This is a genomic window from Pseudarthrobacter sp. MOO13, assembly GCF_058267655.1.
Genome location: NZ_CM177848.1, coordinates 1,038,649 through 1,054,510 on the forward strand (window position 1 = coordinate 1,038,649; position 15,862 = coordinate 1,054,510).

General features: G+C 63.9%; 20 protein-coding genes. 19 read left to right on the forward strand and 1 reads right to left on the reverse strand.

Features of this window, described 5'->3' with window-relative positions; all coding sequences use genetic code 11:
* Positions 1-106 precede the first annotated feature (106 nt).
* The 3 genes from AC4EEO_RS04890 (at position 107) to AC4EEO_RS04900 (ending at position 5,820) form a co-directional block, all read left to right on the forward strand.
* Complete coding sequence (locus AC4EEO_RS04890; RefSeq protein ID WP_491340018.1) at positions 107-4,309, forward strand: hypothetical protein; 4,203 nt, start codon at positions 107-109, stop codon at positions 4,307-4,309.
* Between the two features lie 29 nt (positions 4,310-4,338).
* Positions 4,339-4,464, forward strand: coding sequence for a hypothetical protein (locus tag AC4EEO_RS04895; protein ID WP_255414757.1), 126 nt, complete (start codon positions 4,339-4,341; stop codon positions 4,462-4,464).
* A gap of 105 nt (positions 4,465-4,569) precedes the next feature.
* Entirely contained in the window at positions 4,570-5,820 is a 1,251-nt protein-coding gene (locus AC4EEO_RS04900; RefSeq protein ID WP_109044355.1) for an Nramp family divalent metal transporter, read from the forward strand.
* Between the two features lie 21 nt (positions 5,821-5,841).
* Here the strand turns inward: AC4EEO_RS04900 and AC4EEO_RS04905 are convergent, their stop codons facing one another.
* Positions 5,842-7,278 (reverse strand): GH1 family beta-glucosidase, encoded by a 1,437-nt coding sequence (locus AC4EEO_RS04905; RefSeq protein WP_491340019.1) that lies wholly within the window; start codon positions 7,276-7,278, stop codon positions 5,842-5,844.
* Positions 7,279-7,673: 395 nt separating this feature from the next.
* Between AC4EEO_RS04905 and rpsJ the strand changes: the two genes are divergently transcribed.
* The 16 genes from rpsJ to rplF all read left to right on the forward strand — a co-directional run bounded on the left by rpsJ (position 7,674) and on the right by rplF (position 15,861).
* Positions 7,674-7,982, forward strand: coding sequence for a 30S ribosomal protein S10 (gene rpsJ / locus AC4EEO_RS04910; RefSeq protein ID WP_003803825.1), 309 nt, complete (start codon positions 7,674-7,676; stop codon positions 7,980-7,982).
* 17 nt (positions 7,983-7,999) lie between these two features.
* Positions 8,000-8,650 carry a 50S ribosomal protein L3 gene (rplC, locus tag AC4EEO_RS04915; protein ID WP_013601833.1) on the forward strand — a complete coding sequence of 217 codons (651 nt, stop codon included), beginning with the start codon at positions 8,000-8,002 and terminating at the stop codon, positions 8,648-8,650.
* Positions 8,651-8,654: 4 nt separating this feature from the next.
* The gene (gene rplD / locus AC4EEO_RS04920) at positions 8,655-9,275 is read left to right on the forward strand and encodes a 50S ribosomal protein L4 (RefSeq protein WP_018760455.1); all 621 of its coding nucleotides are present in this window, start codon (positions 8,655-8,657) and stop codon (positions 9,273-9,275) included.
* Complete coding sequence (gene rplW / locus AC4EEO_RS04925; protein WP_011692807.1) at positions 9,272-9,577, forward strand: 50S ribosomal protein L23; 306 nt, start codon at positions 9,272-9,274, stop codon at positions 9,575-9,577. The genes rplD and rplW overlap by 4 nt, the downstream gene beginning before the upstream one ends.
* Positions 9,578-9,606: 29 nt before the next feature.
* Positions 9,607-10,446, forward strand: a complete 840-nt coding sequence (gene rplB, locus AC4EEO_RS04930) for a 50S ribosomal protein L2 (protein WP_026264302.1) — start codon at positions 9,607-9,609, stop codon at positions 10,444-10,446.
* A gap of 12 nt (positions 10,447-10,458) precedes the next feature.
* Positions 10,459-10,740 (forward strand): 30S ribosomal protein S19, encoded by a 282-nt coding sequence (rpsS, locus tag AC4EEO_RS04935; RefSeq protein ID WP_003803803.1) that lies wholly within the window; start codon positions 10,459-10,461, stop codon positions 10,738-10,740.
* 38 nt (positions 10,741-10,778) lie between these two features.
* Positions 10,779-11,144, forward strand: a complete 366-nt coding sequence (gene rplV, locus AC4EEO_RS04940) for a 50S ribosomal protein L22 (RefSeq protein WP_009358304.1) — start codon at positions 10,779-10,781, stop codon at positions 11,142-11,144.
* Positions 11,145-11,975 (forward strand): 30S ribosomal protein S3, encoded by an 831-nt coding sequence (rpsC, locus tag AC4EEO_RS04945; protein WP_018760453.1) that lies wholly within the window; start codon positions 11,145-11,147, stop codon positions 11,973-11,975.
* Complete coding sequence (gene rplP / locus AC4EEO_RS04950) at positions 11,976-12,392, forward strand: 50S ribosomal protein L16 (RefSeq protein WP_015937848.1); 417 nt, start codon at positions 11,976-11,978, stop codon at positions 12,390-12,392.
* Between the two features lie 2 nt (positions 12,393-12,394).
* On the forward strand, positions 12,395-12,724 hold the full coding sequence (gene rpmC, locus AC4EEO_RS04955; RefSeq protein ID WP_018760452.1) for a 50S ribosomal protein L29: 330 nt from the start codon (positions 12,395-12,397) through the stop codon (positions 12,722-12,724).
* A complete protein-coding gene (rpsQ, locus tag AC4EEO_RS04960; protein ID WP_018760451.1) occupies positions 12,721-13,026 on the forward strand; it encodes a 30S ribosomal protein S17 in 306 nt (101 codons plus the stop codon). The genes rpmC and rpsQ overlap by 4 nt, the downstream gene beginning before the upstream one ends.
* A 483-nt stretch (positions 13,027-13,509) precedes the next feature.
* Positions 13,510-13,878, forward strand: coding sequence for a 50S ribosomal protein L14 (gene rplN / locus AC4EEO_RS04965; RefSeq protein ID WP_003803789.1), 369 nt, complete (start codon positions 13,510-13,512; stop codon positions 13,876-13,878).
* Positions 13,879-13,881: 3 nt separating this feature from the next.
* Complete coding sequence (rplX, locus tag AC4EEO_RS04970) at positions 13,882-14,244, forward strand: 50S ribosomal protein L24 (RefSeq protein ID WP_018760450.1); 363 nt, start codon at positions 13,882-13,884, stop codon at positions 14,242-14,244.
* Positions 14,244-14,825, forward strand: a complete 582-nt coding sequence (gene rplE / locus AC4EEO_RS04975; RefSeq protein ID WP_018760449.1) for a 50S ribosomal protein L5 — start codon at positions 14,244-14,246, stop codon at positions 14,823-14,825. Before rplX ends, rplE begins: the two co-directional genes overlap by 1 nt.
* An 82-nt stretch (positions 14,826-14,907) precedes the next feature.
* Positions 14,908-15,306, forward strand: coding sequence for a 30S ribosomal protein S8 (gene rpsH / locus AC4EEO_RS04980; RefSeq protein ID WP_018760448.1), 399 nt, complete (start codon positions 14,908-14,910; stop codon positions 15,304-15,306).
* Positions 15,307-15,324: 18 nt separating this feature from the next.
* Positions 15,325-15,861, forward strand: a complete 537-nt coding sequence (gene rplF / locus AC4EEO_RS04985) for a 50S ribosomal protein L6 (protein WP_018760447.1) — start codon at positions 15,325-15,327, stop codon at positions 15,859-15,861.
* Position 15,862: the final 1 nt, after the last annotated feature.

Consider the following 15,862-nt stretch of genomic DNA (forward strand, 5'->3'; position numbering starts at 1 on the left):
CACAGGAAACCCCGCTGCCCAGTGCAGCGGGGTTTTCTTTTGCTACCATTTATCCATTCGTTGGATAAATAAATGGGGATCGTTGTCTTATGGAAGAAGGCCCGACATGAGGGACGAGTCGTATGCCGCAGGGTACCGCGCCGGTCATCTGCAGGGGTGGCTGGACGCCATGGCTCAAGTAGACCAAATGCGGCGTCCGGCCAGTGCGGACCAACCCGCGGCGCAGGAAGTGAACCCGGCGCGCGTCTCTGTGGCCGCGGCTCCTCCTGTGCTTCCGCCAGTTGCCGGGACGCTCGCTGCGGCAGCCGCTTTCGGGCAGCCCGCGCCGGCATCCTCCGCACTGACCCGGCAGGCCGACGCCGACCGGTTGGGAATCGTCTCCGGCCCCGGACGGGCGGTACCGCCGCGGCCCCCCGCGCCAGTCCCATCGGGTGCCCGTGCCGTGCCGCGTGCCGTCACGCCGGCCGAGCGCCAGGCGCGCCGGGAACGCCGGGACCGGCAGAACATCAACATCACGCTCTACGTCGCAAGCATGCTCCTGGTGGCGGCTGCGGCACTCTTCGTCGGGAGCAGTTTGCCCCCGATGCTGCGCTTCGCCGGTGTTGGAGCCGTCACCGCAACTTTCTACTGTCTGGGCTTCGGGCTGCATGCAAAGATCGCCCGGTTGAGGCCGGCCGCCGTTGCCTTCACCGGCACCGGGCTGGCGCTGGTGCCGGTTTCGGGCCTGGCACTGTACAACTTTGCCTGGCACAACGGGCCGGCAACCTGGTTGCTGACGTCCCTGCTGGGGACCGCTGCCTATGTGGCGGCCGCCATCAGGCTGGACAGTAAAGTCCTGACCTACCTCTCGTTGACGTTTGTGGTGTCGACGGCGTGGTCGGGGGTTGCTGTCCTCGGAGGAGCACTCGTTTGGTATTTCGCGGCCATGATCAGCGTGGCCGTGGCCTTCACGTTGTTGTCGCATCGGCGCCCGTCTTGGCTGCCGCCTATTTTCGCCGGGCCGCTTGCCGCACTGCACCCCTATGTGGTGCCAAGTGTCGCGGTTGCGGCCACGCTATCGCCGTTCCTGCCCGGTGGCCCGGGATTGACCAAGGCCGAGTATGCGCTGGTCGTCGGCGCCTGCGGGGCATACTTCGCCGTGTTTGCAGTGACGACGGCTGGTCTGCGGGTGGCGTATTTCAGGGCCGCGAGGGTGGCTCTGACAATCGCGGCCACGGTGGGGATCTGGCACGTGTCAGGACGCGGGACGGTCGCCCTGTTCACCCTTGCCGTTGTGGTCGGCGCCCAGGCAGTGGCAGTGGCATTCATGGGCGGACACCTTGAAGGCTGGATCACGCGGGCAGCAAGCGGGTCCGGCGGGCACCAACGGACGGTCGACGCCGGCCCGCAGGCGGGCACGGCACGCTGGCGGCGTGACGCGTTCGTCACGTTCGGCATCCAGTTTGCGGCCACGGCCGGCTACGCGCTGGACGTCGTCGTCGCGGGCTTCTTCCTCCCGGCCAGGATATCTGCAAGTCCGGTGCCACTGTGGCTTCCAGTCCTACTGAGCCTTGCCACAGGCTTCGCGCTGGCTGCCAGGCTTCGCGGCCGCGCGGAGATCGCGCCACTCCCGGCACTGTTGCTGGCAGCCCTCGTCAGCCATCACCTCGGTGAGGGCGTGTTTGCGCTGATGGTGTTCCTGGCCTGCGTCTTTTGGGCAGTCCGGGCCTACGTGGCGGACGGGGCACTGCGGCACCGCATGGTGCTCAACGCGCGCCTGGCCTGTACGGTGCTGGCTCCTGCGCTGGCAGCAGCCCTGACCGAAGGCGCCGGGCAGAACCGGGCCGTGTGGTTCACGTTGCTGATCGCGGCGGCTGTGCAGCAACTTCTCTCTGCGGCGATGCAGCGTTTCGGAATAAGGGCCCTGGCGCCCAGCATGAGCCTGGTCGGCTTCACGCTCCTCGGCCTCGGGAGCATCGCCAGCCTCTCGTCAGTCGCGGGCCTCGGGTCCCAGGGGCTGGTGTGGGCGTCAGCGCTGATCCTGCTCACGGCTGCTCTCGTGACCGGCTTCTTGTTGACCGGCAAACCTGCGGACTGGCGCAACTGGCGGCCCGGCGCCGGAGAGGTACTGGCGCCGGTGGTGGGCGCGATGCTTGCGGCGTTCGCGTTTGGCAGGCTGACGGAGGGGGCCGGGAATGTGGTCCTCTTGCTGCTGCTGGCGTACCTGGTGGCTTCTGCGTCCAGGCTCCCGGCGCTGGGGCACCGGTGGGCTTATTGGTGGGTCGCCCGGGCGACAGGGACCGTTTTGGTGTTGACGGCGTCCTCCCAGTTGCAGCACAGCACCGGCAGCTTCGTTGTCGGAGGGGAGGCGCTGCATCCGGCCACCGTTCTCGTCGCCGCCCTCTTTGCCCAGATGTCCCTGCCGTTGGGCGCGAAGATCCTGCGACGGGCCCCGTCGGGCGTAGTTTTCGATGCTGCCGGTGTCATCGTGCTGCAGCTCGCCGCCTGTGCCGTCCTGGCGCTCCAGGCATCCGGGAGCTGGCAGCACCTTGCTGGCGTGTCCGGAGCTGCAGTTTCCGCCGCACTGACTGCCTACGTCTTGCGGACGGAGCCGGCCGCTGGAGTCTTTGCCCCTGTGTCCTTCATTGTTCTCGCGGGCCTGTCGCTCGGAAATGCCCGGGCAATGGAGGTTCTGCTGGGTGTCTTCGCGGTGTTTGCCGGCGTCATGGTGGCAGCGGTGCCCCGGCCTCGGAGCAAAGGGTGGTACTTCGTTGCCGCGCGCGTCCTGACTGCCGTCCTTGCCTTGGTGCTCAGCGACGACGTGACGGCGTCACCCACCGCTGTTTCCGTGACGTTTGCGCTCGTCCTTGCTGCCCAGCATGTCATTCGCTGGTTGATGCGTTTCCGGCTCGCTGCCGTGCCCTTCCAGCAGGCCGCCGTGTGGATCACCCTTGCAGGCCAGGCTCTGCTGCCCTTGGTGTACGCCGTGCAGCACGGGGCGTTGCGGCTTGGCCCGACCCTTGGTGCTCCGCTGCCGGGCGGTGGAACCGGGGTGGACGGCGCGGGCCGTTGGGTGTTGCTTCTAGAGCTCGGGCTGCTGGTGGTGTCGGCCGCCGTGGCCCGCAGGCTGTTCGTTGCCCGGGGTGCGCTGTACTTCGGCGTTTACGGGCTGCTCTTCGGCGTATTGTCCCTCAGCCCGGTGGTTGCTTTCGGGGACGTGGCTGCCTTCAGCTTCACCGGGACAGCCGTTGTGCTTCTGCTCCTGGGCCTTGCGGCAGCCGCCGCCGGTCCGGAGTGGCAGCGCCGCAGTGTCTCTACGGGCCCGGAGCGCCGCCTGTGGCTCGCCGCAGCAGGAACGTTCACCGCTGCGGCGTTGGCTGTGTCGCCCCAGGCTTCCCACTGGGTTCCGGGCGCTTCCGTGCTTGCCGTTGCGACGGTCCTGCTGACGGCGTCCCATGTGGAAGCGAGGCCGCTCCTTTATCCGCCGGCTGCGGCCGCCGTGCTCGGCGGAGCCTTCATGCTGGCGGCCGCCTGGCTGGGAGAATCCGAGGGCAATGGCCCGGGGGAGTGGGCACAGTACCTGCCATGGCTGGCAGGGCCAGGCGTGGCGGCAGCGGGGCTCTACGCCGTGCGCCGGGCACGGTCCAGGGCCCTAACGGATGATCCGTTCCGGCGCTGGTCCTTGGCCGGCGGCGCTTTTGCCGGCCTTCTCCTGGCAGCGCTTGCGGGCCTCTACCGTGATGGAACTTCCTGGACCGGTGTGGGCGTCCTCGTTGCCGCCGCCGCTGTTGGTGTCGCCGAAGCGACACCCCGCATGCGCCGGCCTGCAGCGGAGCTGGCGGCATTCGCGATCGTGGCTGCTGTCCAGCGGGCCGCCCTGTTCGAGTTCAGCGCGGTCCAAGGACTCCTGCCGTGGCCAGCCGATTCCCACGCGGACCCCTTCTGGGTGGCGCAGTGGTACATGCTGCTGGCCTCCGTGCTGGCTGGCCTGCGATACCTGGCGAACAGTCGCACCATCGGCCGGCGCTATGTGTGTGCCGCCGCGGCGCTGCTCAGCCTGTCAGGGGCGGGCACGGTGTTCGGGGGTGAAGCCTCACAGCAGTTGTGGGTACTGGTCTGGCTCGCCGTGCTTCTGGTCGCCGGGCTGGTCCTTGGTGACAGGCTCTTTGTCAGGTGGGGCGCCGCGGGGATTGCCGTCTGCGTCCTTTGGGCAATGCGGCAGTACACGTTTGCGCTCCTGACCGTGGTGGCCGTCGGCCTTATTGCTTTTGCGGTCTGGCGCCTCAACCGTGGCAACGCTGGTGAGGACAAGGCCGGGAACGCGCCCTGATACTGTTTCAGCACTGAAAGGAGTCCATCATGGGGTGGCTTATTTTCCTGATCATCGCGGTTGTCGTCGTCGCCGGGGCGTATTGGGCCAAAAGGTATTTCCGGCACGAGATCGATCGCGCCAAACGGATCAACAGGTCCAACAAGAACCAGTAACACCGTGCTGAGCAGATTCGCTGGTACACCGTAGTCCTTCTTTTCGGTATACCTAAATTCGCGCTATCCTCGTCTTGTAGATGCCCGCAACGATGAGGACACGTAATGGCTGCTCCCACACTGACGGCCGGACCTGTAGGCCCCAAGGCCTGGTCCCGGCTCCTGCTGCTCGGACCCGCCTTTGTGGCGGCCATCGCGTACGTGGACCCGGGCAATGTGGCCGCAAACCTGACGGCCGGGGCCAACTTTGGGTACCTGCTGGTGTGGGTGCTCGTGGCCGCCAACGCCATGGCGGTGCTGATCCAGTACCAATCCGCGAAGCTTGGTCTCGCCACCGGCATGAGCCTGCCGGAAATCCTGGGCAAGCGCCTGGGTACCCGGCGCCGCCGCGCCTACTGGGCCCAGGCAGAGCTTGTGGCCGGGGCTACGGACATGGCCGAAGTGATCGGTGGCGCTGTGGCGCTGAACCTCCTTTTCGGAGTGCCCCTGCTGGCCGGTGGATTCATCATTGGTGTTGCCTCCATGCTGTTGCTGGCCCTTCAATCGCACCGCAGCCAGAAGTCCTTCGAGATCGCCATCCTGACGCTCCTGGGCGTGATAGCGGTGGGGTTCGTCTCGGGCCTGTTCGTCAGCCCGCCTGACGCGGGCGGTGCGCTGGCCGGCCTTGTCCCGCGGTTCGAGGGGACAGACACGGTTCTGCTGGCCGCCAGCATGCTCGGGGCAACGGTCATGCCGCACGCGATCTACCTGCACTCGGCCCTGGCGCGGGACCGCCATGGCTTCTCGCCTGATCCCGGGGTCCGGTCCAGGCTCATCCGGGCAACGCGCGTTGACGTCGCCGGTGCCCTGCTTCTTGCCGGAATCGTCAATATCGCCATGCTGCTGCTGGCCGCCACCAGCCTCCGGGGGGTGGAAGGAACCGATACCATTGCCGGGGCGCATGCTGCTGTGACGTCGGCACTCGGGCCGGTGATCGGCGTCGTCTTTGCCGTAGGCCTCCTTGCCTCCGGCCTGGCCTCCACCTCGGTTGGCTGCTACGCCGGAGCCACGATCATGGGCGGCCTCCTGAAGGTGAGGGTGCCCCTCCTGGTCCGGCGGATCATCACCTTGATCCCTGCGCTGGTGGTCCTGGGTGCCGGGATAGAGCCGACGCTTGCCCTCGTCTTGAGCCAGGTGCTCCTCAGCTTCGGGATTCCATTCGCGCTGATCCCCCTGATCCGGCTCACCGGCAGCCGCGAAGTGATGGGCATCCATGTGGATTCCAAGCCGCTGCGGCTTGCCGGTTGGACCAGTGCCGCGCTGATCGTCGGACTGAACTGTGTCCTGATCGTCCTCACGGTGTCCGGACATAGCTGAGCCGGCGCCGGCAGCCCTGCGCTAGCTGTCCCGGCGTGCCCGGGCCCGCGAGAGGGCCTGGTACCAGTAGAAGGACTTCTTGGGGGTCCGTTCAAGGGTCTCAAAGTCCACATGAACCAGGCCGAAGCGCTGCGAGTAGCCGGCTGCCCACTCGAAGTTGTCCATCAGGGTCCACACGTAGTAGCCGCGCAGGTTCACGCCCTCCGCAATACCGCCGGGCGCCGTGGCCTCCAGCGCAGTTCCCAGGTGCGTCGCCAAGTAGTCCACCCGGTCGGCGTCGTCCAAAGTCTCGGACACGCGGTCGGGCTCGGGGAAGCTGGCCCCGCCCTCGGTGATGTACACCGGCGGCAGGGCGTCACCGTAACGGTCCCGCATTTCCTGCAGCAGGATCCCCAAGTGGTGTGGTGCCACCGGCCAGCCGAAACCGGTGCTGCCGTACTCCGGATACCCCACTTCGTGGAAGGGAAGCTTCGCCAGTTCCTGGTGCATGTCCGCCGGCAGGGGCGTAATGCCGGGCCCCAGCGCCACCTTGACCGGGAAATAGTAGTTGAGCCCATAGAAATCCAGCGGCTGGTGGATGGTCTTCAGGTCTGCGTCGGAGATCCTGCCGATGGAACGCAACCACGGCCTGGCATACAACGGCAGGGACGGGTAGCGGCCCAGCAGGACGGGGTCGGCATACAGCCGGTTCATCAGCAGGTCGTACAGGTGGGCGACCATCCGGTCGCCGATCTTCCGGGACGCTGGCCTGACCGGTGAGTGCAGGTTCGTCAGGCCGATGCCGCCAACAACTCCGGCGGCCCGCAGCGCCTGGACCCCCAACCCGTGCGCCAGGAGCTGGTTGTGGATGGCGGGCAAGGCATCGAACATCAGGCGGCGTCCAGGTGCATGCACCCCTAAGGCATAGCCGTTCAGGGTTACCGATACGGGCTCATTGAGGGTGACCCACTGCGGCACCCGGTCCCCGAACCGCTCGCCGGCCGCCCTGGCGTACTCGGCGAAGCGATGCGCCGTGTCCCGGTTCAGCCAGCCGCCCCTGTGCTCGAGCGGCAAAGGAGTGTCCCAGTGGTAGAGAGTGGCCATGGGGGAGATGCCGGCCTCGAGGAGTTCGTCGATCAGCCGGTCGTAGAAATCCAGTCCCTGGGCGTTGAAGCTGCCCTGGCCGTCGGGCTGGATGCGGGGCCAGGAGAGCGAGAAGCGGTACGAGCCAACGCCGAGCTCCTTGAGCAGCGCCACATCTTCGGGCAACCTGTTGTAGTGGTCGCAGGCGACGGCGGGGGAGTGGCCGTCCAGGATTGCCCCGGGCTTTTCGGCGAAGGCGTCCCACCCGGAGGGTCCCCGGCCATCCGCCTTGAGGGAGCCTTCGATCTGGAACGCCGCAGCCGCAACACCCAGGGTGAACGACGGCGGCACCCGCCCGGCCAGTTCGGTCACCGATTCCGTGCCTTCCATGGTCATGCCCCTATCATCCAGTGGCTTCCGGTCCACGGCAATGGCAGTTCATGGGGCTGAAAAGCGGCGATTCGCATCTGGCAGGGTTTTCCGGCATACTAGATGAGTTGTTCAAGCGCTTCTTCGCGTCCCGATCCGGATAATGCCGGGTGCAGGGTCCAAGCTGAAGACCAAACATAACCCACCCCCATGGAACTGCGGATTCATATGCGCGCCCAGCGCGACACGCCCGACCGCGGGGGTCGGTTACGCCGGCAAGGTGAGGAACCCGGATTTATCCGGATTCAGTTTGTGCGGCGGATGGTGGTTACGACCTCAAATGCTTCGGCAGCCATACAACAGGTAAGTGAACAGGGCAGCCCTAAACCGGGGAAGCACAGACTGAAAGAGAGTCAGGCGACATGGCGGGACAAAAAATCCGCATCCGGCTGAAGTCATACGACCACGAGGTCATTGACGTTTCAGCACGGAAGATCGTTGAGACGGTCACGCGCGCAGGCGCAACGGTAGTCGGCCCCGTGCCGCTGCCGACGGAGAAGAACGTGTACTGCGTGATCCGCTCTCCGCACAAGTACAAGGACAGCCGCGAGCACTTTGAAATGCGCACGCACAAGCGTCTTATCGACATCATCGATCCCACGCCGAAGGCCGTCGACTCGCTCATGCGTCTCGACCTGCCGGCTGACGTGAACATCGAAATCAAGCTGTAGGGAGGTGCTGAGAAACTATGACCGCAACCCGTAACGTAAAGGGCCTGCTGGGCACGAAGCTCGGCATGACCCAGGTCTGGGACGAGAACAACAAGCTCATCCCCGTCACTGTGGTCCAGGCAGATTCGAACGTCATCACCCAGCTGCGCAACGCTGAGGCCGATGGCTACGTCGCCGTCCAGATCGGCTACGGCCAGATCGATCCCCGCAAGGTCACCAAGCCGCTGGCTGGTCACTTTGAAAAGGCAGGCGTCACGCCTCGCCGCCACGTCGTCGAACTCCGTACCGCAGATGCTGCCGAGTACGAGCTGGGCCAGGAGCTCTCCGTAGAGGTCTTCGAAGCCGGCCAGAAGATCGACGTCATCGGCACCACCAAGGGTAAGGGCTTCGCCGGTGTTATGAAGCGTCACGGCTTCCACGGCGTTGGAGCTTCCCACGGTGCCCACAAGAACCACCGTAAGCCCGGTTCAATCGGTGGCGCATCCACCCCGAGCCGCGTCTTCAAGGGCATGAAAATGGCCGGCCGCATGGGCGCCGTTCGTCACACCACGCTGAACCTCACCGTTCACGCGGTTGACGTCGAGAAGTCGCTGCTCCTGATCAAGGGTGCCGTTCCCGGTGCCCGCGGCCAGGTCGTCCTCGTACGTACCGCCGTGAAGGGAGCCTAGTTCAATGGCTAACACTGTCCAGGTTGACCTGCCTGCAGAGATCTTCGACGTTCAGACCAACGTGCCGCTGCTGCACCAGGTTGTCGTTGCCCAGCTCGCTGCTGCCCGCCAGGGAACCCACAAGACCAAGACCCGCGCTGAAGTTTCCGGTGCAGGACGCAAGCCGTTCAAGCAGAAGGGCACCGGCCGCGCCCGTCAGGGTTCCATCCGTGCTCCCCACATGACCGGCGGTGGCGTTGTCCACGGTCCCACCCCGCGTGACTACAGCCAGCGGACCCCCAAGAAGATGATTGCTGCTGCACTGCGCGGCGCACTCTCCGACCGGGCCCGCAACGGACGCATCCACGTTGTCGCTGAACTGGTTGAAGGCACCAAGCCTTCCGCCAAGACCGCACTGGCAACGCTCCGCGGTGTTTCCGACCGCAAGAACCTGCTGGTCGTCATCGAGCGCGACAACGACGTTGCCGCACTGTCCGTGCGCAACCTCGCCGGCGTTCACGTTCTGTACGCAGACCAGCTGAACACCTACGACGTTCTCGTCTCCGATGACGTTGTCTTCACCAAGGCAGCCTACGAAGCATTCGTAGCCGCCAAGGCAGCTAAGAACGAGGAGGATGCCAAGTGAGTGCAGCCACCATCAAGGATCCCCGCGACGTCGTGCTTGCACCCGTCGTGTCGGAAAAGAGCTACGGCCTGATCGACGAGGGCAAGTACACCTTCCTGGTGGACCCCCGTTCGAACAAGACCGAGATCAAGCTGGCCGTGGAGAAGATCTTCTCCGTCAAGGTCGAATCGATCAACACCATCAACCGTGCCGGTAAGCGCAAGCGCACCAAATTCGGATGGGGTACCCGCAAGAACACCAAGCGTGCGATTGTCACCCTCAAAGAAGGCACCATCGACATCTTCGGCGGTCCGCTCGCGTAGCGGAGACCACTTTAACGAGGAAATAAATTATGGGAATCCGTAAGTACAAGCCGACTACCCCGGGCCGTCGTGGCTCGAGCGTAGCGGACTTTATCGAAATCACGCGGTCGACGCCGGAAAAGTCGTTGGTACGTCCGCTGCCCAAGAAGGGCGGCCGTAACAACACCGGTAAGATCACCACCCGCCACAAGGGTGGTGGACACAAGCGCCAGTACCGTCTGATCGACTTCCGTCGCCACGACAAGGACGGCGTCAACGCCCGCGTTGCCGAAATCGAGTACGATCCGAACCGCACGGCTCGCATCGCCCTCCTGCACTACGTTGATGGCACCAAGCGTTACATCATCGCCCCCAACAAGCTCTCCCAGGGTGACGTTGTGGAGGCAGGTGCCGGTGCAGACATCAAGCCCGGTAACAACCTGCCCCTGCTCAACATCCCGGTGGGTACCGTCATCCACGCAGTTGAACTGCGCCCGGGCGGCGGCGCCAAGATGGGCCGCTCCGCCGGTGCATCCATCCAGCTCGTTGCCAAGGAAGGCCGTTTCGCCCAGCTGCGCCTGCCTTCCGGCGAAATCCGCAACGTTGACGTGCGCTGCCGCGCAACCGTCGGCGAGGTCGGCAACGCCGAGCAGTCGAACATCAACTGGGGCAAGGCCGGCCGTATGCGGTGGAAGGGCGTCCGCCCGACCGTCCGTGGTGTCGCCATGAACCCGGTTGACCACCCGCACGGTGGTGGTGAGGGTAAGACGTCCGGTGGACGTAACCCCGTCAACCCGAACGGTAAGCGTGAAGGCCGCACCCGCCGCCCGAACAAAGAGAGCGACAAGCTTATTGTGCGTCGCCGTCGTACTGGCAAGAACAAGCGATAGGAGCCTGGACACATGCCACGCAGCCTGAAAAAAGGTCCTTTCGTTGACCAGCACCTCTTTGTGAAGGTCGCCAGGGAAAACGAAAAGGGCACCAAGAACGTCATCAAGACCTGGTCCCGCCGTTCGATGATCATCCCCGACATGCTCGGGCACACGATCGCCGTACACGACGGACGCAAGCACATCCCGGTGTTTGTCACTGAGTCGATGGTCGGGCACAAGCTCGGCGAATTCGCTCCCACGCGGACATTCCGCGGCCATGTCAAGGACGACCGTAAGGGCAAGCGCCGCTAGGCGCCTGCGTTTACGTCAAAGACGAGAGAAGGAAAGCAATGGAAGCCAAGGCAATTGCGCGCCACATCCGCGTAACGCCTATGAAGGCCCGGCGCGTCGTCAACCTTGTTCGTGGATTGCAAGCGAATGAGGCTCTGGCAATTCTGAAGTTTGCCCCCCAGGCAGCTTCGGAGCCGGTATTCAAGGTAGTTCAGTCGGCAATCTCCAACGCCCGGGTCCTCGCGGACCGCGACGGCGTGGCGTTTGACGAAGGTGACCTCATCATCAGCGAAGCGTTTGTTGATGAAGGCCCGACCATGAAGCGGTTCCAGCCGCGTGCCCAGGGTCGTGCATTTCAGATCAAGAAGCGCACCAGCCACATCACCGTGGTAGTCGCTACCCCGGAGAAAGAGGAGGCTCGCTAAGTGGGACAGAAAGTAAACCCGCACGGGTTCCGACTCGGCATCACCACCGATCACGTATCGCACTGGTTCGCTGACAGCACCAAGGCCGGCCAGCGGTACAAGGACTTCGTTCGCGAAGACATCCGCATCCGCCAGCTCATGTCCACGGGCATGGAGCGCGCCGGTATCGCCAAGGTCGAGATCGAGCGCACCCGTGACCGTGTCCGCGTGGATATCCACACGGCCCGTCCCGGCATCGTCATCGGCCGCCGTGGAGCAGAAGCAGACCGCATCCGCGGCGAGCTCGAGAAGCTCACCGGCAAGCAGGTCCAGCTGAACATCCTCGAGGTCAAGAACCCCGAGATGGAAGCCCAGCTTGTGGCCCAGGGCGTTGCAGAGCAGCTGACTTCCCGCGTGGCATTCCGCCGTGCGATGAAGAAGGCCATGCAGTCCGCACAGCGTGCAGGTGCCAAGGGCATCCGTATCGCCTGCTCGGGCCGCCTCGGTGGCGCTGAAATGTCCCGCTCGGAGTTCTACCGCGAAGGCCGTGTGCCCCTGCACACCCTCCGCGCGAACATCGACTACGGCTTCTACGAAGCCAAGACCACCTTCGGCCGCATTGGTGTGAAGGTCTGGATCTACAAGGGCGACGTCACTGCCAAGGAACTGGCCGCCCAGGCTGCCTCGGCACCGTCCCGCGGCAACCGTGGCGACCGTCCCGGCCGTCCGGGTGGCGCCGACCGCGGTGACCGCCGCCGTCGCAACGACCGCCCGGCCGCTGACGCAGCTCCTGCTGCTGAAGCTCCGGCAGCTGAAGCTGCACCTGCAGCAGCAGAAGGAGGACAGGCTTAAATGCTTATCCCACGTCGAGTCAAGCACCGTAAGCAGCACCACCCGGGTCGTTCCGGCGCTGCAACGGGCGGCACCGAGGTCTCGTTCGGTGAGTGGGGTATCCAGGCTCTGAGCCCGGCATACGTCACCAACCGCCAGATCGAATCTGCCCGTATCGCGATGACCCGCCACATCAAGCGTGGCGGTAAGGTCTGGATCAACATCTACCCGGACCGTCCCCTGACCAAGAAGCCTGCCGAAACCCGCATGGGTTCCGGTAAGGGTTCGCCGGAATGGTGGGTCGCCAACGTCAAGCCGGGCCGGGTTCTGTTCGAACTCTCCGGTGTCAATGAAGAGGTAGCTCGCGAGGCCCTGCGCCTGGCAATCCACAAGCTGCCGTTGAAGGCACGCATTGTGCGTCGCGAAGGTGGTGAGTAGAAATGGCAGTAGGATCCAAGGATCTGGCTCCCGCACAGCTGGACGGTTTCGACAACGAGCGTCTCGTTGAAGAACTCCGCAAGGCCAAGGAAGAGCTGTTCAACCTGCGCTTCCAGTCCGCCACCGGACAGCTGGAGAACCACGGTCGCCTGCGTGCAGTAAAGAAGGACATTGCCCGCATCTACACCGTTCTCCGCGAACGCGAGCTGGGCATTCGTGCCGAGGTTGCCGCACCGGTTGTGGAAGCCAAGGAAGAAAAGAAGTCCAAGAAGGCTGCAACCAAGAAGGCCGAAAAGGCTGAAACGGTTGAGACCGAGGAGGATGCCAAGTGAGTGAAAAGGACGAGAACGTGACGGAAACTGCTACCGCCGCCAAGGCTGGGGAGCGCGGTTACCGCAAGACGCGTCGCGGCTACGTGGTCTCCGACAAGATGGAAAAGACCATCGTTGTTGAGGTTGAGGACCGCGTAAAGCACGCCCTGTACGGCAAGGTTATCCGCCGTACCTCCAAGGTCAAGGCACACGACGAAGAGAACACCGCCGGTATCGGCGACCTCGTTGTCATCGCCGAGACCCGTCCGCTGTCCGCCACCAAGAACTGGCGGCTCGTGGAAATCCTCGAGAAGGCCAAGTAGCACCTGCTGCTTAGCTGTTGCCCCTGCTCCCTTCCGGGAGTGGGGGCTTCCTCGTTTAAAGGGCCGGCAGTGTCACGCCAGGCACCCTTCGGACGCCGCGGACGACGCCGGCGCCTGGGCCGGCGGGGGACAGGCACCATGGGTGGGCCGAAAGGCTGCCGTGCGTGACGCCGTCGTCCGTCTTGCGGTGCGGATGCGAGGGGTGATATGGGGACTGGCGGAAAACGTGCTAGGATATTGAGTTTGTATGGCGCCTTCTGTGCGCCGTCATCAACCTCGTAAACAAGCGTGCCACAGCATAGTGCCCCTGTGCGCCCGGGATCCGTCCCGGACCGGATGGGAGCAACTGCTTCTGGCACGGGCGTTTAGGCCTGGTCTGGCAAAATCCAGGCAGGTCAAGAGACACCCCGATCAACCGTTCCGCAAGGCTCATTCCGTAGCAAGACCACGGCCTGAGAACCGGCGCGACGCAAGGAGTAAATAGTGATTCAGCAGGAGTCGCGACTGAAGGTCGCCGACAACACGGGTGCTAAGGAAATCCTTACCATTCGCGTTCTCGGTGGATCCGGCCGTCGCTACGCAGGCATCGGCGACGTCATCGTCGCCACCGTCAAGGATGCAATCCCGGGCGGCAACGTAAAGAAGGGCGATGTGGTCAAGGCCGTTATCGTCCGTACCAAGAAGGAACGCCGCCGTGCGGATGGTTCCTACATCAAGTTTGACGAGAACGCAGCTGTGATCCTGAAGAACGACGGTGACCCCCGCGGTACCCGTATCTTCGGACCGGTTGGTCGTGAACTGCGTGACAAGAAGTTCATGAAGATCGTTTCTCTGGCTCCGGAGGTGCTCTAGTCCATGGCTGCAAAGATCAAGAAGGGTGACCTGGTTCAGGTCATCACTGGCGCCAAGGCTGAGCGCGGCGGCGACCGTGGCAAGCAGGGCAAGGTTCTGCGCGTTTTCACCGACACCAACCGCGTGCTGGTTGAGGGCGTTAACCGCGTCACCAAGCACACTCGGGTTGGACAGTCGCAGCGCGGCACCAAGACCGGCGGCATCGAGGTTGTAGAGGCCCCGATTCACGTTTCCAACGTGGCCCTGGTTGACCCGTCGACCAAGAAGCCGACCCGCGTGGGCTTCCGCCTCGACACTGTGGAGAAGAACGGCGTCAAGAAGACCGTCCGCATCCGCGTGTCCAAGAGCACCGGGAAGGACATCTAATGACCGAGACTATCGAGACCCCGGCAACGAAGATCGTTCCTCGTCTGAAGACCAAGTACGCCGAATCCATCAAGGCTGCGCTGCAGGATGAATTCAAGTACTCGAACGTGAACCAGGTACCCCGTCTGGTGAAGGTTGTTGTGAACATGGGTGTTGGAGATGCCGCCAAGGACTCCAAGCTGATCGACGGCGCTGTCCGCGACCTCACCCAGATCACCGGCCAGAAGCCGCAGGTTACCAAGGCCCGCAAGTCGATCGCACAGTTCAAGCTGCGCGAAGGCATGCCCATCGGTGCACACGCAACCCTGCGTGGCGACCGCATGTGGGAATTCGTGGACCGCCTGGTCAGCCTGGCCCTGCCCCGTATCCGCGACTTCCGCGGCCTCAGTGGCAAGCAGTTCGATGGCAATGGCAACTACACCTTCGGTCTTACCGAGCAGGTTATGTTCCACGAAATCGACCAGGACAAGATCGACCGCGTCCGCGGTATGGACATCACGGTTGTCACCACTGCGAAGACCGACGACGAAGGCCGTGCGCTGCTCAAGGCGCTTGGTTTCCCGTTCAAAACCGAAGCTTAATTAACTACGTAAAAGGTCCGGCTGCTCCGCTCCCCAGGGGACGGAACGGCGGAAACCGTTATGAGGAAGGGCATGAGCCCACATGACAATGACAGATCCTGTCGCAGATATGCTTACGCGCCTGCGTAACGCAAACTCGGCGTACCACGACTCCGTGACTATGCCGTACAGCAAGCTCAAGGCACGCGTTGCCGACATCCTCAAGGCCGAAGGTTTCATCGCCGGCTGGAAGGAAGAGGACGCAGAGGTTGGCAAGAAGTTGACCCTCGAACTCAAGTTCGGTCCGAACCGCGAGCGTTCCATCGCCGGTGTACGCCGGATCTCCAAGCCGGGTCTCCGCGTTTACGCGAAGTCCACCAACCTCCCGCACGTGCTCGGTGGCCTGGGTATCGCAATCCTGTCCACCTCTTCCGGCCTCCTGACTGACAAGCAGGCCGGCAAGAAGGGCGTGGGCGGCGAAGTCCTCGCGTACGTCTGGTAACGGGAAAGGAAGAGAATAATGTCACGTATTGGACGTCTCCCCATCACCGTTCCTGCCGGCGTTGAGGTCAAGGTTGACGGCTCTGTCGTCAGCGTCAAGGGTTCCAAGGGGGAGCTTAGCCACACTGTGGCCAGCCCCATCGAGGTTGCCCTGGACGAGAACACCCTGACCGTTACCCGCCCGAACGATGAGCGCGCCTCCCGTTCACTCCACGGCCTGACCCGCACCCTGATCGCCAACATGATCCAGGGCGTCACCGCAGGCTACGAGAAGAAGCTTGAAATCGTCGGTACCGGTTACCGCGTTCAGGCCAAGGGATCTGACCTTGAGTTCGCTCTCGGCTTCAGCCACCCGGTCAGCGTTTCCGCTCCGGCCGGCATCACCTTTGCAGTAGAGGGTCCGACCAAGCTCTCTGTCTCAGGCATCAACAAGCAGCAGGTCGGCGAAGTTGCTGCCAACATTCGCAAGCTGCGCAAGCCTGACCCCTACAAGGGCAAGGGCATCCGTTACGCCGGCGAAGTCATCCGCCGCAAGGTCGGAAAGGCTGGTAAGTAAC

What these genes read in the sequence shown, in the direction of transcription:
- AC4EEO_RS04890 (WP_491340018.1), top strand. Translation starts at nt 107, where the DNA reads ATGAGGGACGAGTCGTATGCCGCAGGGTACCGCGCCGGTCATCTGCAG.
- AC4EEO_RS04895 (WP_255414757.1), top strand. Translation starts at nt 4,339, where the DNA reads ATGGGGTGGCTTATTTTCCTGATCATCGCGGTTGTCGTCGTCGCCGGG.
- AC4EEO_RS04900 (WP_109044355.1), top strand. Translation starts at nt 4,570, where the DNA reads ATGGCTGCTCCCACACTGACGGCCGGACCTGTAGGCCCCAAGGCCTGG.
- AC4EEO_RS04905 (WP_491340019.1), bottom strand. Translation starts at nt 7,278, where the DNA reads ATGACCATGGAAGGCACGGAATCGGTGACCGAACTGGCCGGGCGGGTG.
- rpsJ (WP_003803825.1), top strand. Translation starts at nt 7,674, where the DNA reads ATGGCGGGACAAAAAATCCGCATCCGGCTGAAGTCATACGACCACGAG.
- rplC (WP_013601833.1), top strand. Translation starts at nt 8,000, where the DNA reads ATGACCGCAACCCGTAACGTAAAGGGCCTGCTGGGCACGAAGCTCGGC.
- rplD (WP_018760455.1), top strand. Translation starts at nt 8,655, where the DNA reads ATGGCTAACACTGTCCAGGTTGACCTGCCTGCAGAGATCTTCGACGTT.
- rplB (WP_026264302.1), top strand. Translation starts at nt 9,607, where the DNA reads ATGGGAATCCGTAAGTACAAGCCGACTACCCCGGGCCGTCGTGGCTCG.
- rpsS (WP_003803803.1), top strand. Translation starts at nt 10,459, where the DNA reads ATGCCACGCAGCCTGAAAAAAGGTCCTTTCGTTGACCAGCACCTCTTT.
- rplV (WP_009358304.1), top strand. Translation starts at nt 10,779, where the DNA reads ATGGAAGCCAAGGCAATTGCGCGCCACATCCGCGTAACGCCTATGAAG.
- rplP (WP_015937848.1), top strand. Translation starts at nt 11,976, where the DNA reads ATGCTTATCCCACGTCGAGTCAAGCACCGTAAGCAGCACCACCCGGGT.
- rpmC (WP_018760452.1), top strand. Translation starts at nt 12,395, where the DNA reads ATGGCAGTAGGATCCAAGGATCTGGCTCCCGCACAGCTGGACGGTTTC.
- rplX (WP_018760450.1), top strand. Translation starts at nt 13,882, where the DNA reads ATGGCTGCAAAGATCAAGAAGGGTGACCTGGTTCAGGTCATCACTGGC.
- rplE (WP_018760449.1), top strand. Translation starts at nt 14,244, where the DNA reads ATGACCGAGACTATCGAGACCCCGGCAACGAAGATCGTTCCTCGTCTG.
- rpsH (WP_018760448.1), top strand. Translation starts at nt 14,908, where the DNA reads ATGACAATGACAGATCCTGTCGCAGATATGCTTACGCGCCTGCGTAAC.
- rplF (WP_018760447.1), top strand. Translation starts at nt 15,325, where the DNA reads ATGTCACGTATTGGACGTCTCCCCATCACCGTTCCTGCCGGCGTTGAG.